The organism is Helicobacter vulpis (genome assembly GCF_003660395.1).
GTDB classification, from domain to species: Bacteria; Campylobacterota; Campylobacteria; order Campylobacterales; family Helicobacteraceae; genus Helicobacter; species Helicobacter vulpis.
Genome location: NZ_QXQT01000014.1, coordinates 1 through 18,689, shown reverse-complemented (window position 1 = coordinate 18,689; position 18,689 = coordinate 1). Strand labels below are relative to the sequence as shown.

The following is an 18,689-nucleotide window of genomic DNA, read 5'->3' as shown; positions in this document are numbered from 1 at the left end:
AGAATCTATGGCGCGCAAATGCGATCTGACTTTAAAAGGCCCCATGGTAGGCAACCATGTTAGCCATGCTAATAACAAGAGCAAAAGGCGTTTACTCCCTAATTTGCGTACGATTCGCATCACTCTAGAAGACGGCACAAAGCAAAAAATCCGTGTGGCCGCCTCTACTTTAAGGACTATGCGCAAAAGCCAATAGTCCGCAAGGACAATGTTTAATTTTAAGGCGCTCTTTAGGAAGAAATCCCCCAAAGAAGACCCCGCGCACCAAATCAACGCGGATATTTACGCCCATTTTAAACTCTTTGCTCTGCCCTTAGTACTCATCCAGCTCTTTATCCTCTTGGGTACTTTGGGCTATTTGGGCTTGGAGAATTACTCTCTCATGCAAGCCTTCTTCCAAACCGCCTACACCTTCACGGCGACCGGGTTTGGGGCGTTGGATGAAAGCAAGTTTGGGACATGGAGCATTTTTTTAAGTGTTTTGATCATGTTCTGTGGGGAGGCGTTGATGACCTTCACGGTGGCCGTGCTCATTGGGGTGATCAACAAGGGAGTCTTAGCCAAACTCATTCGGGAGAAGAAGATGATTTATAAAATCACGCGCCTTAAAAATCACTATGTGATCTGTTATCATAACGAATACACTATCGAGCTTGCCAAGCAGTTTAGAAACGCCCAAATCCCCTTTGTAGTGGTGGACGATCAACCTGAATTTGAAGAAGAAGCGATCAAATACAAATATCCCTACCACATTGTGGGTGATCCCCATACTAATTTGAGCATGCTCAAAACCAATTTAAGCAGCGCGAAGGGGGTGGTTACTTTTTCTAAAACCTTTTCTGTCAATATTGCCCTAATCGCTAATGTGCGCTTATTAGAAAAAGAGTTGGGGCGCAAGCCTTACTACATCATCGCTAGCGCGCACAATGACGAGGATTTAGAAAAGCTCAAAAAGCTAGGCGCAGATAGCGTTGTCTCGCCCACCAAATTAATGGCACAACGGGTGAGCGCGATGGCGATTCGCCCGGATATGGAAAATATTTTAGAGCGATTTATTTACAAAAAAGACACCTTATTAGACTTAGAAGAGGTGATTGTGCCCAAAGAGAGTTGGCTGGTGCAACGCAAGCTCAAAGAGGCGCATTTTAGAGAGATCGCTAAGGTTTTTGTCATAGGGATCATCCAAAAGGATGGGCGTTACATCCCCATGCCTGAGGGGGAGACCATCGTCGCTAGCGAGGCTAAATTATTGGTCATTGGCACTTCTGAGGGGGTTACCAAGTCTAAAAATCTCGTGCTCCAACACCAACGCCCTAGAGAGGTGGATTATGTCGCGCTTTAATGGAGATTTTTTAGCGCGCCCAAAGCCCTACAAATCGCGTTTTTGGATTTGAAATATTGGATTTCACCTTTGGGGTTTAAATACACACAAGGGACATCATCCACGCTCAAAAGACGCGCTTGTTTCAAAAGAGCGCGCAGAGAGTCAAGCACACTCTTAGGCGGGCTTTTCAAAACCCCTAAACAAGCTTTCTTGGCTTTATCACTTAGATATTTGGGGAGCAAGCAGAGTTGGGGTTGATTTAAAATGCGGGTGTGTGTGTTCTTATAGCTGGTAGAAAAATGAGGAATCTCCGGGTAGTTATCTTGAAAATTCGAGTATTCATCTTGAAAGAACCCTTGGAGATAAAATGGGGTGTTGTGCAGGTAGAACAACCCCTTAAGCAAGGCATAATTTTTAAACGCCTCTAAAGAGATGCTAGGATCGCTATTTAATATCTCTTCTAAAAAGGGGTTGTGTTTTTTAGAGATTTGGACTAGATACCATGCACCCTTAAGAGCATTTGCTAGAGAAACAATAAGACCCATATCTTCATCTGAAGTGTGAAAATCCCCTCCCCAGTGATCATGGTAATTATTAACAGCTGTAGCCCAATAGAAAAAATCTAGCGCGCTCGCTAAGCCCTTTAAATAGGCGCATTTGCCTTGTGCGCAAGCGTTGTTAAGGGAGGGTAGGCTTTGGACATAGTCTAGGGGGTCTAGTTGAGAGGCAAGCAAGGGAGAGAATAAAAGCGGGATGATGGAGTCTTCAAAGAGGTAGAAGGGTTCAAGAAAATCAGTGAATACGGATTCGCCCGGATCGTAGTCTAGGTTAGTCAAACGCGTATCCTCCAAACACTCCCACAACAAGAGCAAGGCGATGCTTTTAAAGGCTTTAAGGGTGCGCGCGGGGAGTTTGCGATCTTTAAAGATAGGGAAGACATCTAAAAGGGGCCAAGCTTGTTTGTAAAAATCTTGAGCCCTTTGTTTTTCAAAAGCTTGGAGGCGTTTTTGGCGCGTTTCTTGATCCACGCTGCGATCTAAAAGCAGGCGCGTGTAGGCAACATCTTTAGCGATCATCTCCAATTGCAAGGCTTTCATCTGATCTTGCCATGCCTGCGGGGCTTCAGTCCCCACTAAAGCCAAACACAATAGACAGACACACACTAAAGCGCGCATTAAGACCCCCCAGCGGCTTTAAGCCATGCTTGATAATAGTCATCTAAGAGTTTGGCGGGTTTTTGTTGCAAATCCACACCCAAGAATATTTTAATAAACCTACCATAGGTGTCCTCTTCATCATCTCTATCTAGATCGTCATCATCAAATCCATAAGAGAGCGAGTCTAGCTGTTTAGAAATACTTGCGCTAGAATTGTATTTTCGCACCTTTAGAGTTTGGCTACTTAGGGCATCCCATAGACTTGAACCCTCCTTGTGGGCTTTGAATACGGGAGCAAAAAATAGATTGAAGGTATCTAAAAAATTTTGGGTAACTTGGGTGGCGTCAAAGGCATCAGGGAGCGAAACGCCATTCTCACAGCTATCAGGAGTGGGGAGATAGCCACGCAAGTTTGCAAAGAGTTGCAAGGATTCATAGGCTTTAAGAGTCTTTACAAATTCTTTATCTTGGGGGGTTTTTGGCTGGAGGGTTTGGAGTAGGGGGATCTTATCCATAAAATCTAAAGCCAAAGAGAAAAACAAGGCGGCATGCCTCTTCATCGTATCGTGGTAGGGGTGAGGATCTTGACATGTCTCATCCACATGTTGAATCAAACTCTCTTCATACATACGCATCGTGAGCGCGCGCATCGCTTGCATCTCTTGGATCAGCTCTTTAAGGGGTTGGCTAAAAGCAATCCCAAAAATGAGAAAAAGTAATGCCAAGCAACGCACCATGTCCCCTTGAACCTGTTTATAGAGCTTTTAACAATCTTTCTTGCTTGAAGTGTTGATAATCTAGCGTGGCGTAGTTGGCAAAGGGGGTGATGGTGATCCCTCCGCGCGCGCTAAAATGGGCTTGCACTTCTAGGTATTTGGGCGCTAGGAGGGCGACTAGGTCGTTTAAAATCTTGCCCACACAATCCTCCCCAAAAACCCCCTCATTGCGAAAACTGAATAAATAGAGTTTAAGCGACTTGCTCTCTACCATTTTCAAATGCGCGATATAGGCAATGCGCACGCGCGCAAAATCCGGCTGGGCGGTGATGGGGCAGAGGCTGGTAAATTCTTGGCTCTCTAAGCAGGTAAAAATGTCCTGCCCCGGGTGGGGGTTCTCAAAGGCTTCTAGCAAATGGGGGCTATAGTGTTGCGCGTAGTGCGTCTTAGCCCCCAAATGGCTAAGAGTGCTAGGCATGCAAAACTTCTTCACAGCGCTCACACAGATCGTCTTTAGGGGCTAGAAAGCGCCAACAACGCGGGCACTTCTTCAAAGAGGCGCGTGCCAAAACAAAATCCGGGGTTTCTAACAACACATCCGCCCCGCTGCCCTCCCAAAGCCCCACGCAACTCACCATCAACCACTCCGCATAATGGGTAAATGCCATGTCCTTAGCGTCTTTGAGGTACATTTGCACTTCTAGGGAGGTTTTCACCCTTTTATCCTTTTTGAGCCCGTCCAACGCCTCACTAAAGCGCGCGCGCAATTCTAGGGGGCGCTCAAATTGGTCTAACACGCTTTGAGCAACCGCTCCCTCCAATAAAAAGGGCATTTGCAGATCAAAGACCCCGCCCCCAGCTAAAGCCACTTCTTTAAATAGAGAGCTAGCGTGTTCTAACACCTCTTCAATGGTGTAGGTGAGAATGGGAGCGAGCGCAAAACTCAAATGGTGGGCTAAATAGAGCATGGTTGTTTGGATCGCGCGCCGTTTGGGGCTCTCTTTGGGATCACAATACAGGCTGTCCTTGCAAATATCCATGTAAATCCCGCTCAAGTCGTTAGCCACGAAGCTAAAGAGTTTCTGCAAGCCCTTGACGAAGTCAAATTGCTTAAAGTGTTCTTGCACTTGGTTAAAGACTTTGGAGCTTAGGGCTAAAATCCAAGAATCTATCAGGCTCAAATCTTGCAGGGGGGTTAGGCGTTCTAACCCCGCCGTGTTAGCTAGCAAAAAGCGCAAGGTGTTGCGCACCTTTTTATACCCTTCAGCAGTTTGGGCAAAAAACTCATGAGAGACGCTCAAATTGTCTTGATAGTCATTCATCACCACCCACAGGCGCAAAATATCGCTCCCATAGGTGTTGAGCACTTCATCTAAAGAAAAGACATTTCCCTTAGACTTGCTCATCTTATGCCCCTTAGAATCCACGGTAAAGCCATGGGTTAGCACCCCTTTAAAGGGCGCGCGGGAGTGTTTGATACAGCTTAAGAGTAAGGAGCTTTGAAACCAACCGCGGTGTTGATCGCTGCCCTCTAGCACCAAATCGCTAGGATAAACCCCCAAACGCTCTTCACACACCGCCTTAAAGGTGCTCCCACTATCAAACCACACATCTAAGATATGGGTGTTCTTTTCTAAATTGGGGGCTAGGTGCTTAAACCCCTCTGGCAAGAGATCTACCACGCTTTGCTCCCACCACGCGTTACAGCCCTTTTCTTTGAACATCTGGTAAATATGTTCTAAGATGGGCGCGTCAAACAAGGGCTCTTGAGTGCGTTTGTCCAAGAAAAACGCCATGGGCACGCCCCAGTTGCGCTGTCTGCTCACGCACCAATCGGGGCGTTGCTCTAGCATGGCTTTGAGGCGGTTCTTGCCCTGTTTGGGGTAAAAGGCGACATCCTCAATCGCCTCTAGGGCAACTTGGCGCAAAGTTTTATAACTGCCATCTTCTTGTAAAAAAGGCTCATCCATCATGATAAACCACTGGGTGGTGGCGCGATACAAGACGGGTTCATGGGTGCGCCAACAATGCGGGTAGGAGTGCGTGATGGTGCTGTGGTGCAAGAGGCTTTGATCGAGCAATTCTAAAATCTTGGGTTGGATTTTGAGCACATGCTGGCCTAAAAACTCTTCAGGCAAGAGCTTTTTTTGCAAGATCTCCTCATTGTAACGCCCGTAATCATCTACAGGCACTAAGACCTCTAAATCATATTGTAGGCATAAATGGTAGTCTTCTTCCCCGTGTCCGGGGGCAGTATGCACCGCCCCGCTCCCCTCTTCTAAGCTCACATGATCGCCTAGCAAAACCACAGAATCGCGCTGGTTTAGGGGGTTAGTGGTTAGAGCCCTCTCTAACAATTCGCTCTCAAAGCTCCCCACAATCTCCCCTTCTAAGATACCCTTTTCTAGCAACTTTTGGGCTAAAGAAAGCGCGACCACATGCCCTTTAGAAGTGATCGCATAGGTTGTCTTGGGTTTGAGCGCAATGCCCACATTAGCCGCTAGGGTCCAAGGGGTGGTCGTCCAAATCACAAGGGCAAATTCTTTAGGGGTTTCTTGGGTGCTAAAATGGGCTTGTTGGCTGAGAAGTTGGGCGCTTTGTGGTTGCAGGGCAAAGCTGACAAAGATTGAATCGGACTGCTTATCCTTATACTCTACTTCGGCTTCAGCCAGCGCGCTCTGGCATGCCCAGCTCCAATAGACGGGTTTAAAGCGTTGCTTGAGCAAACCTTTTTGTGCGGCAATGCAGAGCATTTGATAAATGCTGGCTTCAAAATCGTATTTATAGGTTTCATAGGGTTTTTCATAATCCCCCACCACCCCTAAGCGCAAAAACTCTTCGCGTTGGACATCAATAAACTTTTGGGCATGCTGGTAGCAACGATCGCGAAACTCCAGCGCGTCCAAAGCGTGGCGTTGCTCTGCGGGCAATCTGTGTTGCTCGGCTTTAAAATCCTTTTCAACTTGTTGTTCAATGGGCAAGCCATGGCAATCCCAACCGGGCACATAATCCACCTTTTTGCCTAAGAAATATTGGTGTTTGACGATCACATCTTTTAAAATCTTGTTGAGCGCGTGCCCGATGTGCAAATGCCCATTCGCATAGGGCGGTCCGTCATGCAAAACAAAGCCCTCTGAGGCGTTTTGGCGTTTGTCCAACATATGGGCATAAACCGCTTGTTCGCGCCAACGCGCATAAAGCTTGGGAGCGTTGGCAATGGCATTAGCTTTCATGGGGAAGGAAGTTTGGGGGAGGATAAGACTATCTTTGTAATCTTGCATAGCAAACCTTTCTATTGGGATTTATTCTAGTTCTTGTATGTACAAATGACTTTGGGATTTGGGGATGGTTTTAAGTGTGGGGATGGCCAGCACGCGGTAAGATTTCAGGCGATCCAAATACTTAATTTGGAGCACATCGCCCACCTTCACCTCTTTACTGGGTTTAACACAGACCCCATTTAAGTGCACCACCCCCTCTTTGAGCATATCTAGCGCAATCGCGCGCCTTTTGGTGATATTAGTCGCATTTAAAAATTTATCCACACGCATGCATTATTGTAACACAATACGCCTAAATCTGTACTAAGCTTGAGTTAGAGTATGCCCACAGATGAAAGCGGCCAAGACAGGCCCATCATCGCGCGCACCTATACGCTACACTGGAAAAAAGGGCGCAAAGGGCGCAACAAAGCCCTATGGCTCCATGACCCCAACCCTAAATTCGCCCACAGGCGTATCATGATTCACGTAGGAAATGATGCCATGATAGCCTAGGGTGTATCTTGCTAGGAAAGGGGTATAGTAAAAACATGGGGTACATCACCCAAAGCAATAAAGCGGCCGCAGGGTTTTACCAATTTTTAGCGCGCGCATGAAAAGGGGTGGATAGAAGGCTATACGCGCAGTGCGCGCACGCCAAACTTCTAATCATCTCCATCTAGGCCTAGTTCTAAGGCTTTGATGGGTACGATGGCGTTGCCTGCAATGCCTTCAATAGAACCACGTGTACGCGCCACGATAAATTGAAGCCCCTCTATTTGTTTCTCGCGCTTTGCCCATTGTTTTTCTAACTTGGCCATGTAGCTTTTTGCGGCTTGTTTCTCTTCGTGAATGCTAGCGCGCATCGCACTAAAGATTGCGATTGCATTTTCCACCTCTTTGGCAAACTCCGAGCCTATCAAGTAGTCATAGAGATCACCCATCTTACTCCCCTTGTTTTCCTGACTTTGCTGTGCCCATGCCAAATTAATGATCATCTCGCGCAAAATCCCACAAAGCCCCTTGAATTCTTGGAAGGTGCAGACATACACGCCCTTATAAAGCCCCATGCGCTCCATAGTACTAGGTAAGTGTGCGCTCACAAGCACGCCTAAATGCGCGCCTGCTTCGCGTTTGTTCTGTGTGAGCGTTTCCACCCATTCTTCCTTGAAGTCTTTAGCGCGCTTGCTTTCATAGCAAATCATGCCGCAATCCTGCCCTCTATTGTTGCGCACCCTTTGTAAACAATCCGCTCCCCTTTGCCCTTTTTTGATCTCTTGGATGTGATCTAGGGGGAATTTATCGCGTAGATATGTTTCAATGGCCAACTCTTGGGCCTCTCCTTGCAATTGCTGGGAAATGCTAGGCTGTGCCTTTCTGTTGGCTTCTTGAATCGCCTTTTCTAAACGCTCTTTTTGCATCTCTTGTTCTTTAAATTTGAGTTCGTATTCTGCTTCAAGCTTGGCTTGCAAGGTCTTTTCTATTTTCTCTCTTTGTATTTGCAATTGTGCGGCGTTTTGGGCTTGCAAGCGCGCTTGTTCCTGTTGTATCTGGGCTTGCATTTGATCACGTTCTTTTTGAAGTACCTGTTCCATTTGCGCTTTGAACTGGGCCTCTTGGCGTACTAGAGTCTGTTTTTGCTCATGGAGTTGCTGGAGAGTTTGTTGGTTTTCTTGGCGCTGCTTGGTGATCTCTGCGTCAAAACGGGCTCTTTCTTGGGCTATCTCTACTTGTAATGCTTGTTGAACCTGCGCGGATAAGAGCGCGTCCATCTTGAAAGTGTGCTTGCAATTAGGGCATGTAAAGGTGTCTATCATGTAATAATCCTTTGTTTTGAGGCATTGTAACGCAAAATTTGTGCACAATCACACTAGCGGCTGGAGAGTTTAATCTAAAATACGCTAAGGTCAAGGCATTTTCCCTAGGGGGTGTGTCTTGCGTTTTTGGGTGTTTTGGGCTTTAGGGGCTTGTGCGTTGTGGGCACAGGGGGCAGAAGACTTTTTTAATGCGATCGAGGCGCAATTGAAGAGCAACACGGCTAAGGGAATCTTAATGCTGATCTTCATTGGCATTGCCTTTTATGTGTGGCGTAACTTGGATCGTTGGCGCGAGATTTTCTTCACTATCTTGGGCGTGGTGTTGGGGATCATGCTCTTTTTTAAGGCCCCGGCCCTAGCTTCGTGGTTCATGGGGTTATTTTAATGGGTTACCCCGTACTGGTGATTTCTGTGCCCAATCTCAAGGAGATTTCGGCCAAAGACAAATTTCTATGGCTGAACGCCAAGTCTTGGATTTTGGCAATTTTTATCCCCTTTGTACTCTTACCATGGCTGGGCATTCTCTATGCTCTGCTATTATATGGGGGATTCTTATTGCTCTTTAGTGTGCTAGAGTTCTTTGATGAGGACATTGCAGACATTTTGATCGCACGTTCCCAAATCAAAACCCCTAGCGATGCCTTTTATGCCTGAGATTGTAGGTCAGCTAGGATTTGATCCACGATCACACGTGCCCCATTGCTAGAAATTTTATCTCTAAGCCTTAGACTCACTTGAGAGATTAGGGGGCCTTGCTCCTGCGGGGTTTGTAACCACTCTATGAATTCAAAGAGCTGAGGAGGGCGCAAAGAGCGTTGAGGAATAATCTGGCTCAAACCCTCCTGCTCAAATTCTAGGGCGTTGAAATACTGATGGTTAGCAGCTGCATATGGGTAGGGTATAAACATCGTTGGCAGATTGTTTGCACAAAGCTCCCACACACTGCTAGCCCCTGCGCGACTCACACAAATATCTGCTTGGTGCATTTTTTCTACTAAATTGGAATCAAAGGCAAAGAGGTCCACTCTATCTAAGATCCCTAAACCCTTATAAAGCGCAGCGATGCGATCGAACTTGAGTGTGCCGCATTGGTGAATCATTTTGAAGCCCTTCTGCAAGAGATCTCTAGCGCATAAAATGGCAAAATCATTGATGGCGCTAGCCCCTTGCGAGCCGCCTAAAAATAAGATGGTTTCAATTTTATTACGGATACGCGCTTTTTTAAAAAAGATTTCCTGTACCGGATAGGGGGTTTGGCTAAACTTGGGGCCAAACTTGTCGGGCGCAAAACTCCCAAAAACGCGCTTGGCATAGGGGGCGGTGTATTTGTTAAGCGCACCTCGAACAGCGTTTTGTTCATGGATAAATAAGGGCGTGCGCGATAGAATACTAGCCAAACTCCCCGGCCCTGCACTAAACCCCCCCACGCTGATGAGCGCGCGCACATGGTGGGTTTTGAGCACGCCCATTGCCTTTTTAGCACCCCTGAGTTGCGCCCAAAGCGCAGGGATTTTCTTTGCGAAACTCTGGTTGACCACCCCGCTGGTTTCTAAGAAATAACGCTCCACAAATAAGGGACTTGTTTCAAACCATGCGCGATCTTGCCCGGCATTACTGCCTAAATAAATCAAGGACTCGCCTCGATGGACTAACTCTTGGGCTAGGGCTTTGGCGACACACAAATGCCCTCCCGTTCCCCCACCACTGATCGCAAACACGGCTAGTAACTGGCACGCGCACTTGCTTGCACGGGAGGTACAAAGGATTTAATGGTTTCTCTAAACCCAAAATCTGGGTAATCCATGATGGATAGGGGAATCTGGGCGGCATAGCCATTGCGCGGATTAAAGATCAAGGGAGCTAGGAAATTGACCATGGAATCCTCTAAATTCTTTTGTACCACCACCACGCAATAAACCTCTACTTCTGAGTGCGCATCCAACTCCAAGAGCAATTCAATATACTTAGGGATACTGAAGCTATATTCTCTAAGTTTGTAAGGATTGGCTAAAACAAGGCTGATCGTGCCATCTAGGCTACTGACCTTGCTGAAAAGATCGTCTATCTTAGTGAGCTCCACTTCCATGATGTTTTCAAAGCCTAGAATGGGAGACTTGAGTTGGTAATGCATGCGCTTCCTTTAGCAAAATATGCCAAGTTCTCAGCAAAAGCTGTTCCAAAAATTTAAAGGGGATTGGTGGCGGACAGGGAGGGATTCGAACCCTCGGTAACCTTGCAGCTACGCATCCTTAGCAGGGATGTGGTTTCAGCCAACTCACCCACCTGTCCAAAAAGGCGCATTGTACTCTCTCAAAGTTAACAACACTCTTAAACTCAGCCCAAATGCCCCTGAAACTCGCTTGTGCCGTGCTGGTTATACGTGTATTTTGGCCAAAACCTCTAGCGCGCCCTGTTGCTTGAAGATGCGCAGCAGGTCTTGTAGCAGTTCTGGAGCGCGCGTGCGCGCGCCCACAACGCGCTCTTTGATAAAGGTTTGGCCATCTAAAAGCCCCACCATGGCGCGTATTTCTATTTGATCGCCTTGTAGGCGCGCATGCACACCCAAGGGCACTTGACAACCCCCGCCCAAGGCGCGCACAAAATCCCTCTCTAACCCGCAACACAACGCGCTCAAAGGATCGTTTAAACTAGAGATTTGGGTTAAAAGAGGGTGATTAGCGCGCATCTCTACCCCCAGCGCGCCCTGCCCCATGCTAGGGATCATCTCTTCTATACTCAAGGGCACTTGATAGGGCAACTCAACCCCTAAGCGTTCCACCCCCGCGCAGGCCAAGATCACCGCCTCAAAATCCCCATTCTCTAGGCGTTCCAAGCGTCTTTGCACATTCCCGCGCAGGCTTAAGGGGTCTATATCCATGCGCAGGGTCTTAAGCTGCATCGCACGCCTCAGCGAGGTTGTGCCCACGCGCGCATGGGGGGGCAACGCTTGCAAGTTGGGGTATTGGTAACTCAAAAAACAATCTTGAGGGTTAGCGCGCGCGCTCACACAGGCTAACACCAAGCCCTCTTGCAAGTCCACCGGGACATCTTTGAGCGAGTGCACGGCTAGATCGATCTCCCCCTTGAGCAATAAAATTTCTAATTCTTTAGTGAAAAGCCCCTTGCCCCCGATTTTAGCTAGAGGCACATCTAAAATCTTATCCCCCTTAGTTTTGACCACCCTAATTTCACTTTGCAAACCCAAAGGGGCTAGGAGATCTTGCACATGTCTAGCCTGCCAGAGCGCGAGCGCGCTCCCTCGGCTCCCAATGACAACTCTAGCGCCCATCTTTGTCCAACACTTCTACATCAATGATTCCATCGTCCTTTTGGGGGGGTTTTCTTAACCACGCCGCCAGCAAAGCCAACAAGCCAAAGACATCGCAGAGTACCCCAGGCAAGATCAAGAGCAACCCCCCAATGGTGCGCAAAAACACCCCTTCCATCCATTTTAACGGATCGCGCTCCCTCAAGTCTAGGGCTTTTAGGGAGCCCTTTAAAAGCGCGCCTCCTCCTAGTAACGCGCTCAAAACCACTTCTAAAAGAAAGATGAGTAACCCAAAATCCTGTACAACGCGGACAATCAAAACCACCTCAACCACGAGGTAAAACACCCCTAGAACGAATACAAAGGGCATCAGGCTAACGCCTCTACAAGAGTTTGCACCACGCTCTCCCTAGCGATCACGCGCTTGCCCAAACCCTGCCTTGTGATGAGCTCAAATTGCCCCTCTAGGGCTTGTTTGCCTATAATGAGCGCATAAGAGCAGCCGATGAGTTCAAAATCAGCCATCTTGGCCCCAAAGCGATCGGGGCGATCGTCTAGCAAAACATCTATTTTTGCCGCTTTGAGCTCTTCATAAATCTGCGTGCCCAATGCCTCTAGGGCGCGATCTTTGGGGTTGGCCACCACCACCACCACCTCAAAGGGCGCGCTTGCCTTGCTCCACACACAACCTTTTTCATCGCTGTATTGCTCTAAAATCGCGCTCATCAAGCGCGTTACACCAATCCCATAGCAACCCATCTCAAAGTACTGCAAACGCCCCTCTTGATCTAAAAAACGCGCTTCTAGGCTTTTAGAATATTTATTGCCCAATTTGAAAATATGCCCCACCTCAATGCTACGCTGTTCGCTCAAAGGGCCTTGACATTCTGGGCAACGATCTTGAGGGCGGGTTTGGGCGATGTCTTGGTAATTCAAATGCGCAAAGCTGGACAAATCCACCCCTACAAAGTGTTGATCCACTTCATTAGCCCCACAGATCAAGCAATCTGCCTCTTGCAAATCCACATCAAAGATCACCTCTATATCGGGCACTAAATGTTTGAGCCCATAAGCCCCGATATAGCCCACGGGCAGGCCTAATTTGGCGATCTCATGCGCGCTCATCTCCTCTAGTTCTAGGGCGTTTTGCTGGGTACTTCTATTAAAGGCGTTGAGGGCTTTAGTCTCCTCTAATTGATCGTCCCCTCTTAAGAAAAACACCACCGGGCGCGCGCTCGTACTCAAGCGCGCTTTTTTGAGTACGGCCTTCATCAAAAAATAGGGGGGGACTTTGAAAAACGCGCTGAGTTTTTCAATAGTGGGGGTGTTGGGGGTGTGGAATTTGGCAAAATGGGCTTTGGGGGGATTCTCTGGTTCTTGGCGTTTGGCGCGCTTGGCGATCTCCACATTGGCCGCGTAAGCGCACTCTTGGCACACAATCACGCTATCCTCCCCGCATTCTGCCAAGACGACAAATTCTTGACTCTTGCTCCCCCCAATGGCCCCGCTGTCCGCCTCCACCGCGCGAAAATTCAACCCTAAACGCGCGAAAATCTGGCTATAGGCCGCGTGCATGCGCATAAACTCTGTATCCAGACATTCTGTATTGGCATGAAAACTATAAGCGTCCTTCATCACAAATTCGCGCGCGCGCATCAGCCCAAAGCGGGGGCGGATTTCATCGCGAAATTTGGTATGGATTTGGTAGAGATTTAAGGGGAGTTGTTTATAGCTCTTGATGTGGGTCTTGATGATCTGGGTGATCGCCTCCTCATGGGTGGGGCTAAGGACACAGGGGTTTTCTTTGCGATCTAAAAAACTTAACAGTTCTTTGCCATATTGCTCAAAACGCCCGCTCTCCTGCCACAAGGACGCGGGCACCACAAAGCCTAGCGTGCACTCTTGCGCGTTGTAAGAATCCATCACTTCTTTAATGAGCGCGCGGATTTTGCCCAACACTTTATGCCCTAGGGGCAAAAAGTGGTAAAGCCCGCTGCCCATTTGCTGGATAAAGCCCCCCTGCACCATGAAGCGGTGGCTCTTGAGCAGCGCGTCTTTGGGCACCTCCTTGGTGGTGGGGGCAAAGAGTTGAGAAAAACGCATTAAAATCCTTCTTCGCTAAATTCGCATTTGTAGCGGTTGATAAACATGCTTTCTTTACCTAAATTGAACAAGCTTTTTAGACATTCGCCCAGCATGTCGCTCTCGGGTTTGTGGGCGTTTTTTTTGAGGGTGGCGCTAGGGTGGTGTAAAAAGGTGTTGAAGGCGTTGTGCAAAATGCGCGCCACGCATTCTTCATGCTCTTGGGGCAAATAGCCCTTTTTGATAGCGCGGCGCAACTCTTTGAGCGCGGCTTGTTTGGCCAACTCTCTTAAATCCTTAATGAGCGGGTCTACCTCCAAACTCTGCAACCACTGGGCAAATTGGACGCTAAAGCGCCCCACCACTTGGTAGGCATGGCGGGTGTCTTTTTGGCGTTGCTCTAAATTGCGCGCCACCACTCCTTGCAAATCATCTACGCTATAGAGCCAAATATTGGGCTCTTGGGGGGGTTCGATGTCCCTGGGTACAGCCAAATCAAACCACCAACGCCTAAAAGTACAAGGTTGCACCATCGTAGTGCTAATCACGCTATAAGGCGCGCTGGTGGCGCAGAACAAAAAGGCGTACGCGTTAATCCCTTGTGCCAAGGCACTGAGGGGTTGTACTTGCAAGTTGGGGTTGTCTAGGCTCTTGGCAAAATCTAGCGCGCGTTGGGTGTTGCGGTTATAAAGAGCCACTTCAAAGCCCTTAGCGAGCAGATGTTTGCACACCAACTGCCCCATCTCCCCCATGCCCACCACCATCGCGCGCTTGGGTGCGATCTCTGTTTGTAAAATCTCAGCGGCCTGTTTGACCGCCACAGAGGCAATAGAAACAGCCTGTGAGGAGATCGCCGTGGCATTGCGCACCCCAGCGGCGCATTTGAGCGCGAAATGGGCTAGACGGCTCAAGTGTTTGGCGCACAAACCCGCTTGCAAGCAGAGTTTAAAGGCCTCTTTAAACTGCCCGGTGATCTGGGTCTCCCCCACCACCAGGCTATCTAAACTGCTCACCACGCAAAAGACATGGTGGATGGCGTGCTCTTGGGTGTGAAACTCTAAACTGGTTTGCAAGGCTTTTAAGTCCACTTGCTTGGTATGGGCGAGGGCTTTGAGTAGAGGGGGGGCGATCTGATCGGGGGCGTGGGTGTAGAGATAAAATTCTACGCGGTTGCAGGTGCAAAGCGCCATGATCTCATGCACGCTAGGGTGCTCTTGCCTAAAGCGCGCCAAAAACTCCAGCAACGCCTCTGGCTCAAAAACCAGCTTTTCGCGGGTGTCCAAAGGCAAGAGCTTGTGGCTAAAGCCTAGAGTCAAATAAGCCGCCTGCATTCTAAAACTCCCGCTCGATCAAACTAGAAGCCACCTTTTCTAACGCGCTATGCCCCTTGATAGCCTGCAGGGCTATGTGGGCGTAATGGCGGATGTACTCTAGAGTTTGCTCCACAATGCCATGGGTTTGAAATTGCGCCACACACCACGCCAAGGCCTGTTCATCGGTGTTTTTAAAACAGGCTTGTAGGCGTTCTTGGTTAGGGGGGTCTAGTTGTTGGTACAATAAAATATAGGGCAAAGTACTCTTGCCCTCTTTAAAATCGCTCAAAGCGGGCTTGCCCAAGACCTCTTTGGGTTGAGTGATGTCTAGCAGATCATCCATGATCTGAAAGGCGATGCCAAAATTCAAGCCGAAAACGCGGTAGGCTTGGGGGTCTAGCCTAGCTAACATGGCCGCGCCCGCGCAACTGGCTATGATTAAAGAGGCACTTTTATCTTGGATAATGTCCACATAACGCGCCGTGTCGGCATGAAAAGCATGAGAGGCCATCACATCTTTAATCTCCCCCCTAGAGAGCTCCATCACGCTATGGGCGACCAACTGGGCGATTTTTGTGTCCAGTTTAGTGAGCTCTAAAAAGGCCTTAGCATAAAAGACATCGCCTAACATGATGGCGTTTTGGTTGCCAAAGGCGTGGTTGATGGAGGCGTGCGCGCGCCGGGTGTGGGCGTTGTCAATCACATCGTCATGCAGGAGCGAGGCACTTTGGATCATCTCAATGATGGCGCAAAAGTCCAAAAGCTGGGGGTGTTCAGGGCAAATGGCTAAAATGAGCTTGCTGCGCAACATCTTGCCCTGCCCTAATGAATCGGCCATACGCTCCACATCTGCGCTTTGCACTTGGGCTAGAAACTGCTCAATCCTCTGGACGATTTGGCCTAGCATTAGGGCTGTTCGATCCATTTGAGTTTAGAAGAGGCGCGCACGCGCAGGCTGGCTTGCTGGCTAGCGGAGTCAAATTTCTTAAAGGTTAGCGCAAAGTAGGGGGGCGTGGGGTCAGCACTCTGGCTCATGTGGGATTGGATAGCTTCTTTGAAGAGATCGAGCCGAAAAGTGTCGCGCTGGAAATCTGGGTAGAGGATGAACTGATAGGGGAAGTTGTTGCATTTGAGATGTACCACCAACCCGCCGTCTTTAAAGAGTGTCCAACGCAAGGAGAGGGGTTTTTTGAATTTGCCCAGTTGCAACTCCCCCTTGTAGACTTGATCTTTTTTGAGATTGAGGAGTTTGTCTAGGCTCTTTGCCATGGCGATCTCACACAAAACGATCAAAACGACAAAGAGCCTATTCATGCCCTAATACATTGGCCATGGAAGTCATCACCAAATCTATTTTCTTAGCCCGTGCGCGCGCTTGCAGAGCGGGATCAAACTTACAGGACTTGAGCAAACCCTCAAGCTTCTCTTCTAAGCCCGCCTCTTCTAAAAGCAACGCGCTCAGAGCCTGCAACTCCAAGAGGCGTTCTAGCTCGGCGCGTACAAGCTTCTGACTGGCATGCAAGAGCACATCGCCCCACTTCTCAATGGGGTCGCCCTCAAATAACTCCTCCATTTAGGCTAAAGAAGCCTTCAGCATCCAAATAGCTTTTTGCAAATGCCCCAGTTGTTCGTCTGCGTAGGCAACAGTTACTTTGTCATCGGTTTGCCCAGCTAAATCGGAGAGTTGCGCAAAGTGCTTTTCTAGATGTTCGTAATCTTTGAGCACAGCCTCAAACACCTCTCTAGAGTTGAAGCTATGTTTGCTTTCTTCTTTGAGATGGGCGACTTCCAGCGCTTCACCTAGCGTAACTACAGGCACATGCCCCAATTGCGTAACGCGCTCGGCCAAGTCGTCAAAGAGCTCAGCAAATTGTTCATAAACCTCTTGAGTAAACTTGTGCACGGGGTGAAAATCCGGCCCTTTGACATTCCAATGGAAATTATGCAATTTCACAAACAAGACGAGACTATCCGCCTGAAGCTGTTTGAGCAAATCAACTACTTTTGTTTTCATAAGGCGCAATCCTTTTTGTGTTTTCTCTAGCCTCAAGGCTAGGGCCGCATTCTAGCGCAAAATACCTAATCATTTTATAAAGGCGCAATTTGTGGGCTTCATAGCAGGTTAATTCCCTCCATGATGGAAGGGTGGGTGTAGATCATGTTTTTAAGGGTGTTGAAACTGATGTTTTGGTTGATAGCCAGAGTGAATAAATTGATGAGCTCATAAGAGAGCGCACAGTGCAAGCTAGCCCCTAAAATAGTCTGCTGGGCGTTGTCCTCTACGAGCACTTGCAGATGCCCTACAGGGTTTTCTACGATTCTTGTGCCCGGAATAGACGCGCTGGATAGAGTTTTTACCAATACTTTTTTATCGGAACCCTCCATGTCCTTAGCGCGCATGCCCACATGGCTATAGGGGGTTTCTATGTAGAGCACTTCGGGCAAAACCCCGCGGTTTTTGGTGGTGCGAGATTGTGCGCCATAGAGATGATCAAAGGCGATTCTAAAGTCGTCCAAACTCACATAGGTGGTAAACATCTCACCTCCCTTAACATCGCCCAGCGCATAGACATTGCCCTCGTGATCGGCGTTGGCAATGAGAAATTCGTTGGTGAGAATCTCTTGGTATTTTCCCAAGCGCAAACCCGCTTTTTCCAATTGTAAACCTGTGGTGTTGGGTACACGTCCGGTGGCCAGTAAAAACGCATCGGCTTCCAAACAGATTTCTTGATTGGTTTGGGTGTTTTGATAGTAGAGCTGGTGACCTGAAATGCTTTGCAATTGTGCGTTGCAAATGATCTCGATGCCCGCTTGACTGAGCGATTCCAAGATACTTTTTTGGAATAGGGGGTCTTCCTTAGGCAAAAAACGATCGCCGCGCACCAAGACGCTCACTTTAGTCAGACTCTTATGCCCTGCGCGCCCAAAGAGATTGAACATGCTCGCAAACTCCAACCCGATATACCCTCCGCCCACGACTACCAAGTGCGCGGGCAACATATTGAGTTGCATCAAAGTCGTGCTGTCATAAATTCTATTCGAATTAAGGGGCACGGAGGGAGTGATGGGTATGGAACCAGTGTTGATAGCAATCTTGTGCGCGCTCATTTCCTGACAGCTATCTTTATGGTAGATCATCAGGGTGTGGGGGTCTTTGAAGCTAGCCCTCCCCTCTACCAAATGCACGCCCGCATCAAGCAAGCTTTGGTAATTTTGTTGGCGCAAAAAAGCGACCAATTTATTTTTTTCTTCAATACTTTCTTTATAGCCCATAGAGCCTTTCTTGTGAGTGGCTAGGTGGGCGAGTGCTTTGGAGGGAATACAACCAATATTGACACAAGTCCCCCCATACATCTCTTTAGATTGTTCCACAAGTGCCACTTTCTTACCTAATTTAGACGCGCTGGCCGCCAAAGTCTTGCCCGCTTTGCCAAACCCCACCACGATCAAGTCATAATCCCATTGCATTTTCCATCCTTTAATTGTAAGGTCATAAGGGGTTATTATAGCAAGATCGTCTAATAATGATTGTTTGCGCGCCATTTTTATGGGTTTTTAACCAACCTCCCTTCAACATCGTTTTAGAGGAGTGTTTTAAGCGCGCTATGCACTCTTAGGTGAAATTCTTTAAAGCGAAGCATTCCTGCTTTAATTTTGCATCATCAAAGCCTACCGCGGGGCGTATAAAACCACTTTGCTAAGCCGTATGCTCACGCTCTGGCTCTTTGCTAGAGGGGAGCGCCACTACATGA

General features: G+C 48.3%; 22 protein-coding genes and 1 tRNA gene. 5 read left to right on the top strand and 18 right to left on the bottom strand.

From position 1 onward, the window contains the following. The first annotated feature begins 7 nt into the window (after window positions 1-7). Together rpmB and EAO38_RS05820 are read left to right on the top strand one after the other, a co-directional pair. A complete protein-coding gene (rpmB, locus tag EAO38_RS05825) occupies window positions 8-196 on the top strand; it encodes a 50S ribosomal protein L28 (protein WP_121021995.1) in 189 nt (62 codons plus the stop codon). Between the two features lie 12 nt (window positions 197-208). Then, the gene (locus EAO38_RS05820; protein ID WP_121021993.1) at window positions 209-1,342 is read left to right on the top strand and encodes a potassium channel family protein; all 1,134 of its coding nucleotides are present in this window, start codon (window positions 209-211) and stop codon (window positions 1,340-1,342) included. Here EAO38_RS05820 and EAO38_RS05815 read toward each other — a convergent pair. From EAO38_RS05815 to EAO38_RS05795, 5 genes are read right to left on the bottom strand one after another with little or no spacing between them, the layout of a single operon-like run. Beyond that, the gene (locus EAO38_RS05815) at window positions 1,339-2,499 is read right to left on the bottom strand and encodes a hypothetical protein (RefSeq protein ID WP_121021991.1); all 1,161 of its coding nucleotides are present in this window, start codon (window positions 2,497-2,499) and stop codon (window positions 1,339-1,341) included. The two genes, EAO38_RS05820 and EAO38_RS05815, sit on opposite strands and share 4 nt — an antisense overlap. After that, on the bottom strand, window positions 2,499-3,215 hold the full coding sequence (locus EAO38_RS05810; RefSeq protein WP_162982698.1) for a hypothetical protein: 717 nt from the start codon (window positions 3,213-3,215) through the stop codon (window positions 2,499-2,501). The genes EAO38_RS05815 and EAO38_RS05810 overlap by 1 nt, the downstream gene beginning before the upstream one ends. Window positions 3,216-3,234: 19 nt before the next feature. Beyond that, window positions 3,235-3,675, bottom strand: a complete 441-nt coding sequence (gene queF, locus EAO38_RS05805; RefSeq protein WP_199767665.1) for a preQ(1) synthase — start codon at window positions 3,673-3,675, stop codon at window positions 3,235-3,237. Then, window positions 3,668-6,478 (bottom strand): isoleucine--tRNA ligase, encoded by a 2,811-nt coding sequence (gene ileS, locus EAO38_RS05800; protein ID WP_121021987.1) that lies wholly within the window; start codon window positions 6,476-6,478, stop codon window positions 3,668-3,670. Before ileS ends, queF begins: the two co-directional genes overlap by 8 nt. A gap of 21 nt (window positions 6,479-6,499) precedes the next feature. After that, window positions 6,500-6,748 carry an RNA-binding S4 domain-containing protein gene (locus EAO38_RS05795; RefSeq protein WP_120955718.1) on the bottom strand — a complete coding sequence of 83 codons (249 nt, stop codon included), beginning with the start codon at window positions 6,746-6,748 and terminating at the stop codon, window positions 6,500-6,502. A 51-nt stretch (window positions 6,749-6,799) separates the two neighbouring features. Here EAO38_RS05795 and EAO38_RS09005 point away from each other — a divergent pair, with 51 nt between their 5' ends. Beyond that, a complete protein-coding gene (locus EAO38_RS09005) occupies window positions 6,800-6,973 on the top strand; it encodes a hypothetical protein (protein ID WP_205588357.1) in 174 nt (57 codons plus the stop codon). A 149-nt stretch (window positions 6,974-7,122) separates the two neighbouring features. Here the strand turns inward: EAO38_RS09005 and EAO38_RS05785 are convergent, their stop codons facing one another. Continuing rightward, window positions 7,123-8,274: a DUF2130 domain-containing protein gene (locus tag EAO38_RS05785; protein ID WP_121021985.1), complete on the bottom strand. Its 1,152-nt coding sequence runs from the start codon at window positions 8,272-8,274 to the stop codon at window positions 7,123-7,125. A gap of 130 nt (window positions 8,275-8,404) precedes the next feature. Here EAO38_RS05785 and EAO38_RS05780 point away from each other — a divergent pair, with 130 nt between their 5' ends. Both EAO38_RS05780 and EAO38_RS05775 read left to right on the top strand, forming a co-directional pair. Continuing rightward, window positions 8,405-8,659, top strand: a complete 255-nt coding sequence (locus EAO38_RS05780; protein WP_121022043.1) for a TrbC/VirB2 family protein — start codon at window positions 8,405-8,407, stop codon at window positions 8,657-8,659. Next, the gene (locus tag EAO38_RS05775) at window positions 8,659-8,928 is read left to right on the top strand and encodes a competence protein ComB (protein WP_121021983.1); all 270 of its coding nucleotides are present in this window, start codon (window positions 8,659-8,661) and stop codon (window positions 8,926-8,928) included. Before EAO38_RS05780 ends, EAO38_RS05775 begins: the two co-directional genes overlap by 1 nt. Here the strand turns inward: EAO38_RS05775 and murG are convergent. From murG to EAO38_RS05715, 12 genes are all read right to left on the bottom strand, one after another. Beyond that, window positions 8,919-9,992, bottom strand: a complete 1,074-nt coding sequence (murG, locus tag EAO38_RS05770; protein WP_121021981.1) for an undecaprenyldiphospho-muramoylpentapeptide beta-N-acetylglucosaminyltransferase — start codon at window positions 9,990-9,992, stop codon at window positions 8,919-8,921. The genes EAO38_RS05775 and murG overlap by 10 nt on opposite strands. A gap of 2 nt (window positions 9,993-9,994) precedes the next feature. Continuing rightward, window positions 9,995-10,405: a flagellar assembly protein FliW gene (fliW, locus tag EAO38_RS05765; protein WP_121021979.1), complete on the bottom strand. Its 411-nt coding sequence runs from the start codon at window positions 10,403-10,405 to the stop codon at window positions 9,995-9,997. Window positions 10,406-10,472: 67 nt separating this feature from the next. After that, window positions 10,473-10,563, bottom strand: a tRNA-Ser gene (locus tag EAO38_RS05760). Between the two features lie 85 nt (window positions 10,564-10,648). After that, window positions 10,649-11,563, bottom strand: a complete 915-nt coding sequence (gene hemC, locus EAO38_RS05755; protein WP_121021977.1) for a hydroxymethylbilane synthase — start codon at window positions 11,561-11,563, stop codon at window positions 10,649-10,651. Further along, window positions 11,553-11,912: an FxsA family protein gene (locus tag EAO38_RS05750; protein WP_121021975.1), complete on the bottom strand. Its 360-nt coding sequence runs from the start codon at window positions 11,910-11,912 to the stop codon at window positions 11,553-11,555. Before EAO38_RS05750 ends, hemC begins: the two co-directional genes overlap by 11 nt. Next, on the bottom strand, window positions 11,912-13,645 hold the full coding sequence (locus EAO38_RS05745) for a proline--tRNA ligase (protein ID WP_121021973.1): 1,734 nt from the start codon (window positions 13,643-13,645) through the stop codon (window positions 11,912-11,914). Before EAO38_RS05745 ends, EAO38_RS05750 begins: the two co-directional genes overlap by 1 nt. Next, entirely contained in the window at window positions 13,645-14,955 is a 1,311-nt protein-coding gene (hemA, locus tag EAO38_RS05740; RefSeq protein ID WP_121021971.1) for a glutamyl-tRNA reductase, read from the bottom strand. Before hemA ends, EAO38_RS05745 begins: the two co-directional genes overlap by 1 nt. Window position 14,956: 1 nt before the next feature. Beyond that, on the bottom strand, window positions 14,957-15,844 hold the full coding sequence (locus tag EAO38_RS05735; protein ID WP_121021969.1) for a polyprenyl synthetase family protein: 888 nt from the start codon (window positions 15,842-15,844) through the stop codon (window positions 14,957-14,959). Then, window positions 15,844-16,251, bottom strand: a complete 408-nt coding sequence (locus EAO38_RS05730; RefSeq protein WP_121021967.1) for a hypothetical protein — start codon at window positions 16,249-16,251, stop codon at window positions 15,844-15,846. Before EAO38_RS05730 ends, EAO38_RS05735 begins: the two co-directional genes overlap by 1 nt. Beyond that, window positions 16,244-16,510: a DUF2018 family protein gene (locus EAO38_RS05725; RefSeq protein ID WP_121021965.1), complete on the bottom strand. Its 267-nt coding sequence runs from the start codon at window positions 16,508-16,510 to the stop codon at window positions 16,244-16,246. Before EAO38_RS05725 ends, EAO38_RS05730 begins: the two co-directional genes overlap by 8 nt. Then, window positions 16,511-16,951 carry a Dps family protein gene (locus EAO38_RS05720; RefSeq protein WP_121021963.1) on the bottom strand — a complete coding sequence of 147 codons (441 nt, stop codon included), beginning with the start codon at window positions 16,949-16,951 and terminating at the stop codon, window positions 16,511-16,513. Between the two features lie 98 nt (window positions 16,952-17,049). Further along, window positions 17,050-18,405: an FAD-dependent oxidoreductase gene (locus EAO38_RS05715; protein WP_121021960.1), complete on the bottom strand. Its 1,356-nt coding sequence runs from the start codon at window positions 18,403-18,405 to the stop codon at window positions 17,050-17,052. Window positions 18,406-18,689 lie beyond the last annotated feature (284 nt).

Excerpts from the sequence above, each read along its gene's own strand:
- rpmB (WP_121021995.1), top strand. The coding sequence starts at position 8 with ATGGCGCGCAAATGCGATCTGACTTTAAAAGGCCCCATGGTAGGCAAC.
- EAO38_RS05820 (WP_121021993.1), top strand. The coding sequence starts at position 209 with ATGTTTAATTTTAAGGCGCTCTTTAGGAAGAAATCCCCCAAAGAAGAC.
- EAO38_RS05815 (WP_121021991.1), bottom strand. The coding sequence starts at position 2,499 with ATGCGCGCTTTAGTGTGTGTCTGTCTATTGTGTTTGGCTTTAGTGGGG.
- queF (WP_199767665.1), bottom strand. The coding sequence starts at position 3,675 with ATGCCTAGCACTCTTAGCCATTTGGGGGCTAAGACGCACTACGCGCAA.
- ileS (WP_121021987.1), bottom strand. The coding sequence starts at position 6,478 with ATGCAAGATTACAAAGATAGTCTTATCCTCCCCCAAACTTCCTTCCCC.
- EAO38_RS05795 (WP_120955718.1), bottom strand. The coding sequence starts at position 6,748 with ATGCGTGTGGATAAATTTTTAAATGCGACTAATATCACCAAAAGGCGC.
- EAO38_RS09005 (WP_205588357.1), top strand. The coding sequence starts at position 6,800 with ATGCCCACAGATGAAAGCGGCCAAGACAGGCCCATCATCGCGCGCACC.
- EAO38_RS05785 (WP_121021985.1), bottom strand. The coding sequence starts at position 8,274 with ATGATAGACACCTTTACATGCCCTAATTGCAAGCACACTTTCAAGATG.
- EAO38_RS05775 (WP_121021983.1), top strand. The coding sequence starts at position 8,659 with ATGGGTTACCCCGTACTGGTGATTTCTGTGCCCAATCTCAAGGAGATT.
- fliW (WP_121021979.1), bottom strand. The coding sequence starts at position 10,405 with ATGCATTACCAACTCAAGTCTCCCATTCTAGGCTTTGAAAACATCATG.
- hemC (WP_121021977.1), bottom strand. The coding sequence starts at position 11,563 with ATGGGCGCTAGAGTTGTCATTGGGAGCCGAGGGAGCGCGCTCGCGCTC.
- EAO38_RS05750 (WP_121021975.1), bottom strand. The coding sequence starts at position 11,912 with ATGCCCTTTGTATTCGTTCTAGGGGTGTTTTACCTCGTGGTTGAGGTG.
- EAO38_RS05745 (WP_121021973.1), bottom strand. The coding sequence starts at position 13,645 with ATGCGTTTTTCTCAACTCTTTGCCCCCACCACCAAGGAGGTGCCCAAA.
- hemA (WP_121021971.1), bottom strand. The coding sequence starts at position 14,955 with ATGCAGGCGGCTTATTTGACTCTAGGCTTTAGCCACAAGCTCTTGCCT.
- EAO38_RS05735 (WP_121021969.1), bottom strand. The coding sequence starts at position 15,844 with ATGCTAGGCCAAATCGTCCAGAGGATTGAGCAGTTTCTAGCCCAAGTG.
- EAO38_RS05730 (WP_121021967.1), bottom strand. The coding sequence starts at position 16,251 with ATGAATAGGCTCTTTGTCGTTTTGATCGTTTTGTGTGAGATCGCCATG.
- EAO38_RS05725 (WP_121021965.1), bottom strand. The coding sequence starts at position 16,510 with ATGGAGGAGTTATTTGAGGGCGACCCCATTGAGAAGTGGGGCGATGTG.
- EAO38_RS05720 (WP_121021963.1), bottom strand. The coding sequence starts at position 16,951 with ATGAAAACAAAAGTAGTTGATTTGCTCAAACAGCTTCAGGCGGATAGT.
- EAO38_RS05715 (WP_121021960.1), bottom strand. The coding sequence starts at position 18,405 with ATGCAATGGGATTATGACTTGATCGTGGTGGGGTTTGGCAAAGCGGGC.